A 13,925-nucleotide genomic window follows, 5' to 3' on the forward strand; every position below is an offset into this window, starting at 1 on the left:
AAGCAGTATCCAATGGAACTGATTAGAGGCATTCACAATATCAACCCGCGACATCATGGTTGTGTGCTGACTATTGGCAATTTCGATGGTGTCCATAAAGGCCATCAACAAGTATTGCAGCAAGTGTCTGAGCAAGCGGACAGGCTATCCTTGCCTTCTGTTGTGATGACCTTTGAACCTCAGCCGATGGAGTTGTTTGCCAAAGACAAGGCACCTGCAAGGTTGACTCGATTACGCGATAAGTTCGTGCAATTGAGTAAGCTCGATATTGACCGCTTACTGTGTGTCAATTTCAATCGCCATTTTGCAAATTTAACCGCGGAAGAGTTTATCCGTGACTTGTTGGTCGAGCGTTTGGGTGTTAAGTTTCTTGTCGTTGGTGATGATTTCTGCTTTGGCAAAGGCCGTACAGGTAACTTTGCAATGCTGCAGGAAGCAGGGGAAAAATACGGCTTTGATGTCGTAAGTACCCAGAGCTTTTGTTTACAACAATTACGTGTCAGCAGTACGGCTATCCGTCAAGCGCTGGCGCGTGACGATTTGCATTCCGCGCAACAGATGCTGGGAAGAAACTACAGCATCAGCGGTCGTGTTTCTCATGGAAGAAAGCTAGGTCGAACCATTGGGTTCCCTACTGCAAATATTCCTTTGAAACGCTGTGTTTCTCCGGTTTCCGGAGTCTATGTTGTTCAAGCGCTTGGCTTAGGAAATAAGCCAGTTGGTGGTGTTGCTAATATTGGTCAAAGACCAACCGTCAATGGTGTTCGCCAACAGTTAGAAGTGCACTTATTCGACTTTCATGCCAATTTATATGGCAAGCAACTAGAAGTGGAACTTTTGCATAAACTTCGAGATGAGCAAAAGTTTGAGTCGTTTGAAGCACTTAAACAACAAATTGAATTGGATGCTGAAGCAGCAAGGGTGTGGCTGCGTCAGCTTAAGCGTTGAGCGGTTTATTCCACCGTTCAACATAATGTCTAATTTTCGCCCAATATAACGGAATTAAGAATCGATGAGTGAGTATAAAGATACCCTGAACTTACCTGAAACAGGGTTTCCAATGCGCGGCAACCTGGCCAATCGTGAGCCAGAAATGCTTAAGCGTTGGTACAAAGAAGATCTTTACGGTGAAATCCGTAAAGCTAAGAAAGGCAAAAAGTCATTCGTATTGCACGATGGCCCTCCTTACGCAAATGGTGACATTCATATTGGTCACGCACTAAACAAGATTCTTAAAGACATTATTATTAAATCCAAAACACTTTCAGGTTTTGACGCACCTTACATCCCAGGCTGGGACTGCCACGGTCTACCAATCGAATTAATGGTAGAGAAGAAAGTAGGTAAGCCAGGCCAAAAAGTGACAGCAGCGGAATTCCGCGAGAAATGTCGTGAATACGCAGCAGGTCAGGTTGAAGGTCAGAAAGAGAGCTTCAAACGTCTTGGCATCATGGGTGAGTGGGACAAGCCATACCGCACTATGGATTTCGCAACTGAAGCGAACATTATTCGTGCTCTTGGTAAGATTGCAAGCAATGGTCACCTTCTAAAAGGTTTCAAACCTGTTCACTGGTGTACAGACTGTGGTTCTGCTCTTGCTGAAGCGGAAGTAGAATACAAAGATAAAGTATCGCCATCTATCGACGTTCGTTTTAAAGCGGCTGACGAAGCGGCACTGCTATCTAAATTTGAACTGACAGAAGGTCATGAAGGTCACGGTGACGTATCTATCGTTATCTGGACAACAACACCTTGGACACTGCCTGCAAACCGCGCAGTATGTCTACGTGATGATCTAGAGTACGTGCTTATCCAAACAGAAGGCGACAACGCTGAGCGTATCATCGTTGCTGCTGAGCTAGCGAAAGACGTAATGGATCGTGCGGGTATCGAGCACTTCCACAACCTTGGCTTTGCTAAAGGTGCGGACCTAGAGCTTTCTCAATTCCAACACCCATTCTACGATTTCACTGTACCGGCGATCCTTGGTGATCACGTTACGACTGATTCAGGTACTGGTGTTGTTCACACTGCTCCTGGTCACGGTCAAGAAGACTTCGCGGTTGGTAACAAGTACAACCTAGAAGTAGCAAACCCAGTTGGCTCAAACGGTGTTTACCTACCAGATACAGAGCTATTTGCTGGTCAGCACGTATTTAAAGCGAACGATGCAGTAGTAGAAGTACTAAAAGAAAAAGGTGCACTACTACACCACCACGCTTACGAGCACAGCTACCCACACTGTTGGCGTCATAAGACCCCAATCATCTTCCGTGCTACACCTCAATGGTTCGTTTCTATGGACCAAGCTGGCCTACGTGCTAAAGCATTAGAGTCAATCAAGAATGTAGAGTGGATGCCTGAGTGGGGTCAAAGCCGCATCGAAGGTATGATCGAAGGTCGCCCTGAGTGGTGTATCTCTCGTCAACGTACTTGGGGTGTGCCAATTGCTCTGTTTGTTCATAAAGAAACAGCAGAACTTCATCCAAACACGCTAGAGCTGATCGAGAAAGTCGCTAAGCTGGTTGAAGAGAAAGGCATCCAAGCATGGTGGGATGTAGATGCCGCTGAACTACTAGGTGCTGACGTTGACCAATACGAAAAAGTGCTAGATACGCTAGACGTATGGTTCGATTCAGGTGTCACTCACTTCTCTGTTGTTGATGCTCGTGAAGAGTACAACGGCAACAGTGCAGACCTATACCTAGAAGGTTCTGACCAACACCGCGGTTGGTTCCAATCTTCTTTAATTTCATCTATTGCGATGAAAGACGAAGCACCTTACAAACAAGTACTGACACACGGTTTCGTGGTTGACGGTCAGGGTCGTAAGATGTCTAAATCTATCGGTAACGTGGTTGCGCCAAAAGACGTAACCAACAAGCTAGGTGCTGACATTCTTCGTCTATGGGTTGCTTCTACAGACTACACTGGTGAAGTTGCGGTTTCTGATGAAATCCTAAAACGCAGCGCAGATGCGTACCGTCGTATCCGTAACACAGCGCGTTTCTTCCTTGCTAACCTAAGCGGCTTCAACCCTGAAACAGACATCGTTCCTGTTGAAGAGATGGTTGCGCTAGATCGCTGGGCGGTTGGTCGTGCACTAGCAGCACAAGAAGAGATTGTTAAAGCATACGAAGAGTACAACACACACGGTGTAACTCAGCGTCTAATGCAATTCTGTTCAATCGAAATGGGCTCTTTCTACTTAGACGTAATTAAAGACCGTCAGTACACAGCAAAACGTGGCGGCAACGCTCAACGTAGCTGTCAGACTGCACTTTACTACATCGTAGAAGCGCTAGTTCGTTGGATGGCGCCAATCATGTCGTTCACTGCAGATGAAATCTGGAACGAAATGCCAGGTCAACGCGACAAGTTCGTATTCACTGGTGAGTGGTTCGACGGTCTATTCGGTCTTGCTGAAGGTGAAGAGCTGAACAACGAATTCTGGTCTGAGATCCAAGCGGTTCGTGGTGCGGTAAACAAACTTCTAGAAGATGCGCGTAAAGAGAAAACCATTGGTGGTGCACTACAAGCTGAAGTGACTCTATTTGCTGATGACGCACTAGCGGCGAAGATCAACAAACTTGAAGATGAACTGCGCTTTGTTCTACTAACCTCTGCGGCGAAAGTTAAGCCTCTAGGTGAGAAGACGGATGCAGCACAAGCCACAGATATCGAAGGCTTGTTTGTAGAAGTAGCAGCAGCTGAAGGCGAGAAGTGTGACCGTTGTTGGCACCACACGCCAGACGTAGGCACAATTGAAGGTCACGAGAAGATCTGTGGTCGTTGTGTGTCTAACGTAGACGGCGAAGGTGAAGTACGTAAATTCGCGTAATTGCCTAGAACGACTGAACTTTTTTTAAAATTAACAGCCCCAGTATTTACTGGGGCTGTTTGTAGGTAAAGTAATGAGTGAAAAAGCACTGACGTTAAAGCAATCTGGAGTTCGCTGGCTGTGGTTAGCAATTCTGGTATTTATTGCAGATATTGGCATCAAATTGGTGGTGATGGACAACATGGGCTACGGATGGGCAAACCGAATTGAGGTGTTGCCATTCTTCAACCTACTTTACGTTCATAACTACGGTGCCGCTTTCAGCTTCTTGAGCGATCAAGCTGGTTGGCAGCGCTGGTTATTTACAGGTATCGCGTTTGTTGTTACGGGTCTTTTGACCTACTGGATGAGTAAGCTTCCAGCAAAAGAAAAATGGAACAACATTGCTTATGCACTGATTATTGGTGGTGCAGTGGGCAACGTGTTTGACCGCGTCGTTCATGGCTTTGTTGTTGATTACCTAGACTTCTTCTGGGGTAACTACCACTGGCCAGCATTCAACCTTGCTGACATGGCGATCTGTATTGGTGCGGCAATGATTATTCTGGATGGCTTCCGTAAAAAAGACGCTGACAAGTAATCTTTTGCGGTATATCGAATAACCCTAAGCGTCGTCCGTTGATTCGAGCGATGCTTTTTATTATGTTGGAGCGCCAATCAGCATATCAATGTATAAAAAGACCAAGCTGACAGCGTAATAACCCAAGAACAAGGAAGCATTAACGTGACAACAATAACCAATGAATCTGTAGTAACCCTTCACTTTACGATTAAAATGAAAGACGGATCGGTTGCAGATAGTACTCATAACATGGGTAAACCAGCGAAATTTGTTATGGGTGATGGCAGCTTGAGTGAAAACTTTGAGCAGTGCTTGATAGGCCTCGAAACAGGCGCACAAAAAGCGATTGAGCTAAAGGCAGAAGACGCGTTTGGTATGCCAAACCCTGATCATATTCACTATATGGATCGCACTAAATTTGTAGGTGATGCAGAAGTGGAAGTTGGTACAATCATGGCCTTCAGTGGCCCTGATGGCATGGAAATCCCGGGCATTATTACAGAGATTGCAGGCGATTCAGTCACTGTGGACTTCAACCATCCTCTAGCGGGACAAGACGTGACTTTCGAAGTTGAAATTTTGTCAGTAGAATAGCGAACCAAATAAAAGATAACTTCCATGAGCAATGAAATGAAAATCCTGTTAGCTAACCCACGTGGTTTCTGTGCTGGTGTTGACCGCGCGATTAGCATCGTAGAGCGTGCGCTAGAGATGTATCAGCCACCGATTTATGTGCGTCATGAAGTGGTGCATAACCGTTTTGTGGTTGAAGGTCTAAAACAGCGTGGTGCTATCTTCGTTGAAGAACTGCACGAAGTGCCAGACAACAACATTGTGATTTTTTCTGCTCATGGTGTATCGCAGGCGGTTCGTCAGGAAGCGAAGCTGCGTGATTTGACCGTATTTGACGCAACGTGTCCTTTAGTAACCAAAGTGCATATGGAAGTGGCGCGTGCGAGCCGTCGTAATATGGAAGTGGTTCTGATTGGTCACGCAGGTCACCCTGAAGTCGAAGGTACGATGGGGCAATACGCCAGTGAAACCGGTGGTATGTACTTGGTTGAAACTCCAGCCGATGTTGAGAAACTGAAGGCGATTGTGAAAGATCCATCCGATCTTCATTACGTAAGCCAAACGACGCTTTCTGTCGATGAAACTGCCGATGTTATCGAAGAGCTACGCCGCGTGTTCCCAGATATCCAAGGTCCACGTAAAGACGATATCTGTTACGCGACACAAAACCGCCAAGATGCCGTACGTGAATTAGCTGGTGACGTAGATGTGATGGTTGTGGTGGGTTCTAAAAACTCATCAAACTCTACACGTCTTAAAGAGCTAGCTGAAAAGCTAGGGACACCTGGCTACTTAACCGACTGTCCGGAAGATATCAAACCTGAGTGGTTCGAAGGCAAAACAAAGGTCGGCGTGACTGCGGGAGCATCTGCTCCGGAAGAGCTCGTTAATCAGATTCTAGAGCGAATCAAAGAACTCGTTGGTGCCGAAGCGGTTGATGAAGTACTTGGCCGTGAAGAGAATATGTTCTTTGAAGTACCTAAAGAACTGCAAATCAAGCAAGTGGATTAGTCTCCATTTATCGAATATTCAAAAGGCGACCTGTGGGTCGCCTTTTTTACATCTCTCTTAACTCATTTAGGTAATCACGAATTTGGTCTTTTCCTAAACCATCGATAATCATATCAGACATCTTCGTGATTCTTCGCTCAAGCGATTGAGCAACCTTTTCGCAATGTGCGTACATGTCTTCATCAGAACCATCGGTCGGAAAAGCATCAACTTGCCAGTTTACTCGAACACCACCTGCAAGCCACTGAGGAGCGGTTTCTTGATGTAAAGAATCACAGAGAATAATAACGATGTCGGGAAGAAACTGAGTTCGCTCCTCCCATGAATGCGTGTGGATATGCGGAATGGGGAGTTGGTGGTCATCTAAATATTTTTGCACCACTGGGTGCACCTTGCCTGTGGGATGTGAGCCTCCACTGGTGACACTAAAATCTGCTGGCAGGATATTGGTTGCGATTGACTCCGCGAGGACGCTTCGTCCAGCGTTGTGCTTACATATGAATAAAACTTTATACATCATCGCCTCGTCTTTTCAGAGCGTCCTATTTATACGCTAGCGGAAACTCAGCGATGATGTGTGAAGTTTTTGTGTTAGTGGCTAATGCCGAGCATCTCTTTGAGCACCTTTAAGTAGCGGCGGCTTACTGGTATCTCAAAGCCTGTTTTGGTGATGATTTCCGCTAACCCATTTTCCAGTAACTTGATTTCGCTAATCGCTTTAATACTGACTAAGTATTGACGATGGCAGCGGACTAGAGGGGTTTTCTCTTCCAACGTTTTTAATGTCAGTTGGGTGCTCGCGGTTTGGCTGGTGGAGCGTACATGCACGCCGCTGATATCACTGTAAGCACATTCCACCGTGTCGGTGGCCATGATAACGATGCGGTTGTGTCCGATGCACGGTATTTGATCCAACGTGTCAGGTGTAATAGCAGACAGTTGTTGCGTTAGGGCGGATTGGCTAATGACTTTGTTTAGTCGTTTTACCGTTTTAGTTAGCCGGCATGGGTCGACAGGTTTGAGCAAGTAATCAAAGGCATTGTCTTCAAATGCTTGAATCGCATACTGATCATAAGCCGTGACAAAAACCACATAAGGCATGGTTTCTGGATCAAGCATCCCTAGTAATTCAATCCCCGTGACTTGAGGCATTTGGATATCGAGAAACACCACATCAGGCTTGAGTTCATTGATTTTTTTTAGGCCGAGGATTGCGTTTGAGGCATCGCCCACGACCTCAACTTGGCCTGTTTCATCCAGTAACTCTGCTAGCTCTTCACGAGCAAACTGTTCATCATCAATGACGAGTGCGGTTAACATCCAACATTACCTTTATTGCTTCAGCGTGCTTTTATGATTTTGGGGGAATGATAAAGCTCATTTTAGTAAATTGATGTGGCTCGCACGTAATTTTTAGCGCTGCATCACGTCCAAATTGATTAGTGAGACGCTTGTCGACAATTTCTAAACCTAGCCCTGAGTGGTTTTCTTTTGGCGGCTCAAAACTGCCTGCGTTGTCTTCGACGGTAATCAAGTGACCTTGTGGGTGTGCTTCGCTGTATATATGAACTTTACCACCTTCAAGCATGTTTGAAATGCCATGCTTAATGGCATTCTCAACCAAAGGCTGGAGTGTAAAGCTTGGTAATTTGATGTCCAGCAATTCAGGTTGAATATCGATTTCAACCTCTAAGCGGTCCGTAAAACGCGCTTTTTCGATGCTCAAGTACGAGTTCACATGTGCAAGCTCTTCCTTTAACGTCACGGTATTAATGTTCTGCTTTAAATTGCTGCGGAAGAAGTGCGATAGATTTTGGATTAGCTCGCGCGCTTTGTCAGGGTCACGACGAGTAATCGCACTAATAGTATTGAGTGCATTAAACAAAAAGTGTGGATTCACCTGAGCGTGAAGCAATTTTATTTCTGCTTGGGCGAGTAAGGCTTGTTGTTGTTGGTAATCGCCATAAAGGATTTGGCTAGATAGAAGCTGGGCTATTCCTTCCGCCATCGACATGTTGGCCGTCGAGAACAATTTACGCTTCGGTTCATACAGCTTTATGGTACCAATGACCTCTTTCCCTGCACGCAGTGGGATGATCAGCGCAGATCCGAGCTTGCAATCTTTTGCAATGGAGCATTGGTATGGACGCTCCGCACCATCAAGATAAATGATGTCGTTTTTCTCCATGGAGTCTAATGTGCTTTGCGATGAAATCGGCGTGTTCGGTTTATGGTGATCATCGCCAATGCCCACAAACGCCAAGATCTTTTCTTGGTCAGTAATCGCGACAGCGCCCACTTTGGTTTCTTCGTAAATAATACGTGCGATTTTCTCTGCGTTTTCGGTGTTGAAGCCGTTGCTTAGAATTCCCACTGAGCGATCAGCAATGGTGAGCGCTCGACGCGAAAACGTCGCAGAAAACTTTTCAAAGATTGCTTTTCTGTCTTGCAGGATACTCATGAACAACGCCGCACCAAATGAGTTCGCGATGATCATAGGCGCTGCAATAGCGGACACCAGTTCATAGGCTTGATCAAAAGGTTTCGCGACGGCGAGCAGCAAAATCATTTGCACCACTTCTGCAACAAACGTGACGCTGAATACGACGCTTGGATTAAACAGCAATGCGCCTTTATTTCGCTTGATAAGGTAAACGTGGAGCAAGCCACCAATTACGCCCTCGGCGGTGGTTGAAATTGCGCAGGCTAGGTCAGTAAAGCCACCAAGAGAGTATCGATGGATGCCACCAGTAAATCCGACGGCGAAACCTACAACAGGTCCACCAAACAGCCCGCCCATAACTGCGCCGATCGCACGAGTATTGGCAATAGCATCGTTGATGTGCAGACCGAAATAGGTGCCGAGAATACAAAAGCCAGAGAAGAGTACGTAACAAATTAGGCGGTGGCTTAAGCGCGAAGAAATACTCAGCAAAGGTAAGATGATTGGCGTTTTACTTAGCATGTAAGCCAAAACTAAGTACACACACATCTGTTGTAAAAGGGAGATGACCAGTTCCATAGTGAACCTAACCTAGAATCAATGTTGTTATTGTATACCTAAGTAACCTCAAGATGCTTGGCTCAGATAGATAAGAACAGCTAAGTAAATGATGCTGCGCTGTGCTTTCTGAGTCTTAAAGTGACTTGGGTATAAAACAAAAAGAGCCTGCAATTGGCAGGCTCCTATCTTAGTCACTCAGATGTGACGAGTATTACGCTGTTTCTGATACGGCTTGTGGTTTCTCTTCGTCAGCCAGTTCAGTTTCACCTTTACCCTTAGAGGTTTTGATAACGTAACCTGTCACAGCTAGGGCAAACACAATACCTACGATAGTTGATAGTTGCATTGGCAGACCAAAACCTAGCGAGCTGTTGTTTAAGATGAACGTGACACATACCGTGGTCATGAAGATAGCTGGGATAGTGGTAATCCAGTGCAGCTTGTTGTGACGCAGTAGGTAAGCGGACGCAGTCCAAAGCATCATTACCGCTGTTGTTTGGTTTGCAAAACCGAAGTAGCGCCAGATAATGCCGAAGTCTACTTGAGTTAAGATACCGCCGATAACGAACAGTGGAAGTGCCATCAGTAGACGGTTACGTAGCGTTTTTTGTTCCATGTTGAAGTATTCAGCAAGGATCAAGCGGCTTGAACGGAACGCTGTATCGCCAGACGTAATTGGTAGGATAACCACACCCAGGAACGCAAGGATACCACCGAACACACCTAGCAGACCAAATGATGCGCTGTATACCACGTTACCAGGGCCACCGTTTTTCACAGCTTCTGATAGAGCGTCTAGAGAGCCGAAGAAAGACAGAGCGATAGCACACCAAATTAGCGCGATAACACCTTCACCAATCATTGCACCGTAGAATACGAAGCGACCGTTTTTCTCATTTTCCATACAACGCGCCATCAGTGGAGACTGAGTTGCGTGGAAGCCAGAGATAGCGCCACATGCGATAGTGATGAACAATGCAGGCCATAACGGCATGTCATTTGGGTTGAGGTTAGAGAACATGTCCGAAACTTGGAAGTCACCCATTACTGTGTGTTCGCTAGAGAAAGCAACGGCTGTCATTAGGCCAACAGACATAAAGATAAGTAGGGCGCCAAACAGTGGGTAGAAACGACCAATGATTTTATCGACAGGAACAATCGTCGCAATGATGTAGTAAGCAAAGATAGCAATAACCATCGTTGTCATGCTTACACTCAAGCTTGTTTGATCATTGATGAGGTTAGTAATCATGCCAGCAGGGGCTGAAACGAACACTACGCCAACTAGAAGCAATAGGACAATGGCAAAAATATTCATAAAGTGTTTTGCGCCATTACCTAGGTAGCGACCTGTAATGGTAGGTACAGATGCACCGCCGTTACGCACTGAAAGCATGCCTGAGAAGTAATCGTGTACTGCACCAGCAAAAATACAACCGACTACAATCCAAAGCATCGCCGCAGGACCGTATAGTGCCCCCATGATCGGGCCAAAAATTGGACCAACACCTGCGATGTTAAGTAGTTGAACTAGGTAAACTTTCTTTGTTGACATTGGAACGAAGTCAACACCGTCCGATTTGGTGTGAGCTGGCGTTTGGCGTTTTTCATTGATGCCGAAAATCTTCTCGACGAAAGCGCCGTAGATGAAGTATCCGCCGATTAGGGCTGCGACACAGGTTAGAAACCACATCATAGCAATTGTCCTTGGTCTTAGTTGGGTAGGGTAATTTTTTAATCTCAGGATGCATGTTATGCGTCACTTGTGTTAAATGCATTCGGTTAGTAGATGAGTGGTCGAATAGAGCACTGAGTGGTCGATATGCTGCTTGAGCGGTTTTTAAAAATGGCGAAAGGTTGATGACAGTCTTGAGCGGCTGATTTGAGTCATCAGTGGTTAAATCTGCAAGCTCAGCGGCAAGCGCCAATAATTAGTGGTAAGCTTATTTTTGAAAACAATTACTTAAGGAAGAACCATGAAAAAGGTAACGGTAGGTCTGGCACTGGCTTTACTTGCAGGATGCACAGCAACGACAGCAGATCTTGCCAAGTCGGGAGATTGGCATCAGATCGGATATCAAGATGGCATAACCGGACACACATCGCGCACGATGAGCGAGCTTCGTGAGTTGGGTAGTGTTAAGCAAAGTGACTACGACCAAGGTTATTTAGAAGGTTTACGTGAGTACTGTAATCCTGCTTTTGCGTATCAAATGGGGTTATCTGGTCAGTATTACGAAGGGGTTTGTGAAGGTACTGAGCAAGCGCAAAAATTCCGCATGGAATGGCAACGTGGTTGGAATGAATACTCAAATTAATAGTCAATAAAGCCGTTGTTACACTGTCTGCATCACATAAATGTGGCAAAATCTTCCTTATTAAACTGTGCTCATATTTCTTGATAGTGAGCACAGAAAAAAAGGAATCACATTATGTCAACGCAAATGGCTGGTGGCTGGAGTCCATTTCATGAACTCACAGCAGAGAATAAAGAAGTATTTGCTAAAGGTATCGAGGGGTTTGTCTGTGTCAAATACTCCCCTTTGGTTGTGGCTACTCAAGTCGTAGCCGGACAAAACTATGCGTTTTTCTGTAATGCAGAAGTTGTCTACCCTGGAGCACAACCATACCCAGCAATGGTTCATATGTTCAGTGACCTTGAAGGTAAAGTCGGTATTACTCACATTGAACGATTGAACTACTAAATTAAGCCATAAAAGGCGCCTGACTTTTAAATAAGTGAGGCGCTTTATTGATTAAGATTGATTAGTTTGCGCGATCACGACTTTTCTTAAATATCCTTGCTTGGCGTTCAGTTGCTCAGTCGCGCTTTCTCTATCCAGCCCGGTTAAAATCATCAAAATCGCTAACTTGGCGTCGTAGTCCGTTTCTTTGAGCGCCGTTTTAGCCTCTTGGTTAGTACAATCTGTTGCTTGCATAACAATACGAGCCGCTCTTGCAACTAGCTTTGCATTCGTCGCTTTCACATCTACCATTAAGTTCTGATAACTTTTGCCCAGGCGAATCATGCTTGCGGTAGTGAGCATGTTTAGTACGAGTTTTTGTGCCGTCCCTGATTTTAAGCGAGTGGATCCCGTTAACGCTTCAGGTCCAACAACGGGGCTAATCGCAATATCAGCAATATCTGCAATCGGAGAGTCAGGGTTACAAGATAGTGCTACAGTGGTGGCACCAAGCTCGTTCGCATACTCTAAGCCACCAATCACGTAAGGTGTTCGTCCACTTGCCGCAATACCAACGACGACATCGCGTTGTGTTAGCGTATTCTCTTTAAGATCTTGCTCACCCAATGCTGGATCGTCCTCCGCCCCTTCCTTTGCACGGAACATTGCCTCTTTTCCACCGGCAATAATACCAACGACCATCTCTGGATCTGTGCCAAAAGTTGGTGGGCATTCTGAAGCATCCAAAACGCCAAGTCGACCACTGGTACCCGCACCGATGTAAAACAACCGACCTCCGACCTTAAATGCTTCCGTGATCTTATCAACGGCTTCAGCGATCTCAGGCAACACTTTTTCAACGGCAAGAGGAACGAGTTTGTCCTGTTGGTTGATGCGTTGAACAATATCGAGAGAAGGCAGCAAGTCGATGTCCATGGTGTCTGGGTTTCGCCCTTCAGATACCAGATGGGATAAAGCTGCGATAAGTGCATCGTTCGTCATAATGAATTAAGCCTTTTTGTTTAGGATCTATTGCCCTTAATTTTTTGAATAGAGTACACCCAGTGAAGCGAGACGACTTGCCCCCGTAACTTCCGGTAAGTTGCTAGGGAGGCCGTGAATATGGCGCTGCGCAAGCCAAGCAAACGCCATTGCTTCCATGTAATCGCCATCAACACCTTTTTCTGCCGTTGTCGCAACGCTCCATTGTGGCAATAACTTAGCTAGTCGCTGCATCAAAAGCGGGTTTCTTGCTCCACCGCCACAGACTAATAGTTGAGGTGTGATGCCATGAGAAAACTTGTCGACTTCGTTGGCAATGGTAATTGCAGAATACTCGCAAAGTGTACGTTGTACGTCTTCGATTGGTAAATTGTGATGGGCCAGTTGTTGATGCAGCCAGTCAATATTGAACAGTTCTCGCCCGGTACTTTTAGGGGCAGGCATGGCGAGGTAAGCTTCTTTGAGTAATTGAGTCAACAAAGTAGCGTTTACCGTTCCTTTAAGTGCAAATTGTGCATCTTCGTCGAAGCTTTGCCCAGTATGCAGCGCACACCATGCGTCCATCAACATATTGCCCGGGCCTGTGTCATAGCCAATGACTGGTTGTTCTGGATGCAGTACCGAGATATTGGCAATGCCTCCAATGTTAAGCACCACAATTGTGGAATCCTGCATCGCAAAAATGCTTTTATGGAAAGCAGGGACGAGTGGGGCACCTTGTCCACCTAGCGCCATGTCTTTACGACGAAAATCCGCTACCGTATCAATGCCTGTCTTGACTGCGATAATGTTTGCATCGCCCAATTGAGTGGTAAACGGCAAGTTTCCGGTAGGCTGATGGAACACTGTTTGACCGTGATTACCAATCGCACGAATTTGCTCTGCGACGTAGCCAGACTTATTGAGTAGCTGTAACACAGCATCTGCAAATAGGTGGCCGAGCTGGTGGTCAAGTTCACCTATGGTTTTTAAATTTGTTGCTTGACCGGTACAAACAGATAACAGCATGTCTTTTAGCGCTGCGGGCATTGGGTAGTCGTCGTGCGCAATCAGACGAACATGCTCATCGCTTATTTCAACTAGAGCGGTATCAACGCCATCCATACTCGTTCCAGACATCACACCAATGTACAGTTCGTTAAATTTCATAGCCGATCTCGTCAATTCTTCATTCACTTATTGTAAAGCAAATCTGAAGCGAATAACCTCATCGAATACGAGATATTCAGCCGATTTTGAGGAGAAAAC

13 protein-coding genes are annotated in these 13,925 nt (G+C 45.8%); 7 read left to right on the top strand and 6 right to left on the bottom strand.

All coding sequences use genetic code 11. The annotated features are described in order from the left end of the window. Positions 1-12 precede the first annotated feature (12 nt). The 5 genes from ribF to ispH all read left to right on the top strand — a co-directional run bounded on the left by ribF (position 13) and on the right by ispH (position 5,987). Positions 13-948, top strand: a complete 936-nt coding sequence (ribF, locus tag R8N28_RS09365; protein ID WP_017636167.1) for a bifunctional riboflavin kinase/FAD synthetase — start codon at positions 13-15, stop codon at positions 946-948. A gap of 64 nt (positions 949-1,012) precedes the next feature. After that, entirely contained in the window at positions 1,013-3,841 is a 2,829-nt protein-coding gene (gene ileS, locus R8N28_RS09370) for an isoleucine--tRNA ligase (RefSeq protein ID WP_017636166.1), read from the top strand. A 73-nt stretch (positions 3,842-3,914) separates the two neighbouring features. After that, on the top strand, positions 3,915-4,421 hold the full coding sequence (gene lspA, locus R8N28_RS09375; RefSeq protein WP_005385948.1) for a signal peptidase II: 507 nt from the start codon (positions 3,915-3,917) through the stop codon (positions 4,419-4,421). Positions 4,422-4,565: 144 nt separating this feature from the next. Beyond that, positions 4,566-4,997: an FKBP-type peptidyl-prolyl cis-trans isomerase gene (fkpB, locus tag R8N28_RS09380; RefSeq protein ID WP_005381922.1), complete on the top strand. Its 432-nt coding sequence runs from the start codon at positions 4,566-4,568 to the stop codon at positions 4,995-4,997. A gap of 24 nt (positions 4,998-5,021) precedes the next feature. Continuing rightward, entirely contained in the window at positions 5,022-5,987 is a 966-nt protein-coding gene (ispH, locus tag R8N28_RS09385) for a 4-hydroxy-3-methylbut-2-enyl diphosphate reductase (RefSeq protein WP_017636164.1), read from the top strand. 46 nt (positions 5,988-6,033) lie between these two features. Here ispH and R8N28_RS09390 read toward each other — a convergent pair whose 3' ends face one another. From R8N28_RS09390 to R8N28_RS09405, 4 genes are all read right to left on the bottom strand, one after another. After that, positions 6,034-6,507: a low molecular weight phosphatase family protein gene (locus R8N28_RS09390; protein WP_017636163.1), complete on the bottom strand. Its 474-nt coding sequence runs from the start codon at positions 6,505-6,507 to the stop codon at positions 6,034-6,036. Positions 6,508-6,578: 71 nt separating this feature from the next. Next, the gene (gene btsR, locus R8N28_RS09395) at positions 6,579-7,307 is read right to left on the bottom strand and encodes a two-component system response regulator BtsR (protein WP_005381917.1); all 729 of its coding nucleotides are present in this window, start codon (positions 7,305-7,307) and stop codon (positions 6,579-6,581) included. Positions 7,308-7,338: 31 nt separating this feature from the next. After that, the gene (locus R8N28_RS09400; RefSeq protein ID WP_005381915.1) at positions 7,339-9,009 is read right to left on the bottom strand and encodes a sensor histidine kinase; all 1,671 of its coding nucleotides are present in this window, start codon (positions 9,007-9,009) and stop codon (positions 7,339-7,341) included. Positions 9,010-9,202: 193 nt separating this feature from the next. After that, positions 9,203-10,687 carry a carbon starvation protein A gene (locus tag R8N28_RS09405; RefSeq protein ID WP_005381914.1) on the bottom strand — a complete coding sequence of 495 codons (1,485 nt, stop codon included), beginning with the start codon at positions 10,685-10,687 and terminating at the stop codon, positions 9,203-9,205. Positions 10,688-10,967: 280 nt separating this feature from the next. Between R8N28_RS09405 and R8N28_RS09410 the strand changes: the two genes are divergently transcribed. Together R8N28_RS09410 and R8N28_RS09415 are read left to right on the top strand one after the other, a co-directional pair. After that, positions 10,968-11,309 carry a DUF2799 domain-containing protein gene (locus R8N28_RS09410; RefSeq protein ID WP_005381912.1) on the top strand — a complete coding sequence of 114 codons (342 nt, stop codon included), beginning with the start codon at positions 10,968-10,970 and terminating at the stop codon, positions 11,307-11,309. Positions 11,310-11,423: 114 nt separating this feature from the next. Further along, on the top strand, positions 11,424-11,696 hold the full coding sequence (locus R8N28_RS09415) for a hypothetical protein (protein WP_053306896.1): 273 nt from the start codon (positions 11,424-11,426) through the stop codon (positions 11,694-11,696). Between the two features lie 51 nt (positions 11,697-11,747). Here the strand turns inward: R8N28_RS09415 and murQ are convergent, their stop codons facing one another. Beyond that, positions 11,748-12,677, bottom strand: a complete 930-nt coding sequence (gene murQ / locus R8N28_RS09420; RefSeq protein WP_017636161.1) for an N-acetylmuramic acid 6-phosphate etherase — start codon at positions 12,675-12,677, stop codon at positions 11,748-11,750. 36 nt (positions 12,678-12,713) lie between these two features. Beyond that, entirely contained in the window at positions 12,714-13,826 is a 1,113-nt protein-coding gene (locus tag R8N28_RS09425) for an anhydro-N-acetylmuramic acid kinase (RefSeq protein WP_033906112.1), read from the bottom strand. Positions 13,827-13,925: the final 99 nt, after the last annotated feature.

Source organism: Vibrio sp. Vb1554 (assembly GCF_033344235.1).

What these genes read in the sequence shown, in the direction of transcription:
- R8N28_RS09390 (WP_017636163.1), bottom strand. Translation starts at nt 6,507, where the DNA reads ATGATGTATAAAGTTTTATTCATATGTAAGCACAACGCTGGACGAAGC.
- R8N28_RS09415 (WP_053306896.1), top strand. Translation starts at nt 11,424, where the DNA reads ATGTCAACGCAAATGGCTGGTGGCTGGAGTCCATTTCATGAACTCACA.
- ispH (WP_017636164.1), top strand. Translation starts at nt 5,022, where the DNA reads ATGAGCAATGAAATGAAAATCCTGTTAGCTAACCCACGTGGTTTCTGT.
- R8N28_RS09425 (WP_033906112.1), bottom strand. Translation starts at nt 13,826, where the DNA reads ATGAAATTTAACGAACTGTACATTGGTGTGATGTCTGGAACGAGTATG.
- lspA (WP_005385948.1), top strand. Translation starts at nt 3,915, where the DNA reads ATGAGTGAAAAAGCACTGACGTTAAAGCAATCTGGAGTTCGCTGGCTG.
- ribF (WP_017636167.1), top strand. Translation starts at nt 13, where the DNA reads ATGGAACTGATTAGAGGCATTCACAATATCAACCCGCGACATCATGGT.
- R8N28_RS09405 (WP_005381914.1), bottom strand. Translation starts at nt 10,687, where the DNA reads ATGATGTGGTTTCTAACCTGTGTCGCAGCCCTAATCGGCGGATACTTC.
- R8N28_RS09400 (WP_005381915.1), bottom strand. Translation starts at nt 9,009, where the DNA reads ATGGAACTGGTCATCTCCCTTTTACAACAGATGTGTGTGTACTTAGTT.
- btsR (WP_005381917.1), bottom strand. Translation starts at nt 7,307, where the DNA reads ATGTTAACCGCACTCGTCATTGATGATGAACAGTTTGCTCGTGAAGAG.
- ileS (WP_017636166.1), top strand. Translation starts at nt 1,013, where the DNA reads ATGAGTGAGTATAAAGATACCCTGAACTTACCTGAAACAGGGTTTCCA.
- murQ (WP_017636161.1), bottom strand. Translation starts at nt 12,677, where the DNA reads ATGACGAACGATGCACTTATCGCAGCTTTATCCCATCTGGTATCTGAA.
- R8N28_RS09410 (WP_005381912.1), top strand. Translation starts at nt 10,968, where the DNA reads ATGAAAAAGGTAACGGTAGGTCTGGCACTGGCTTTACTTGCAGGATGC.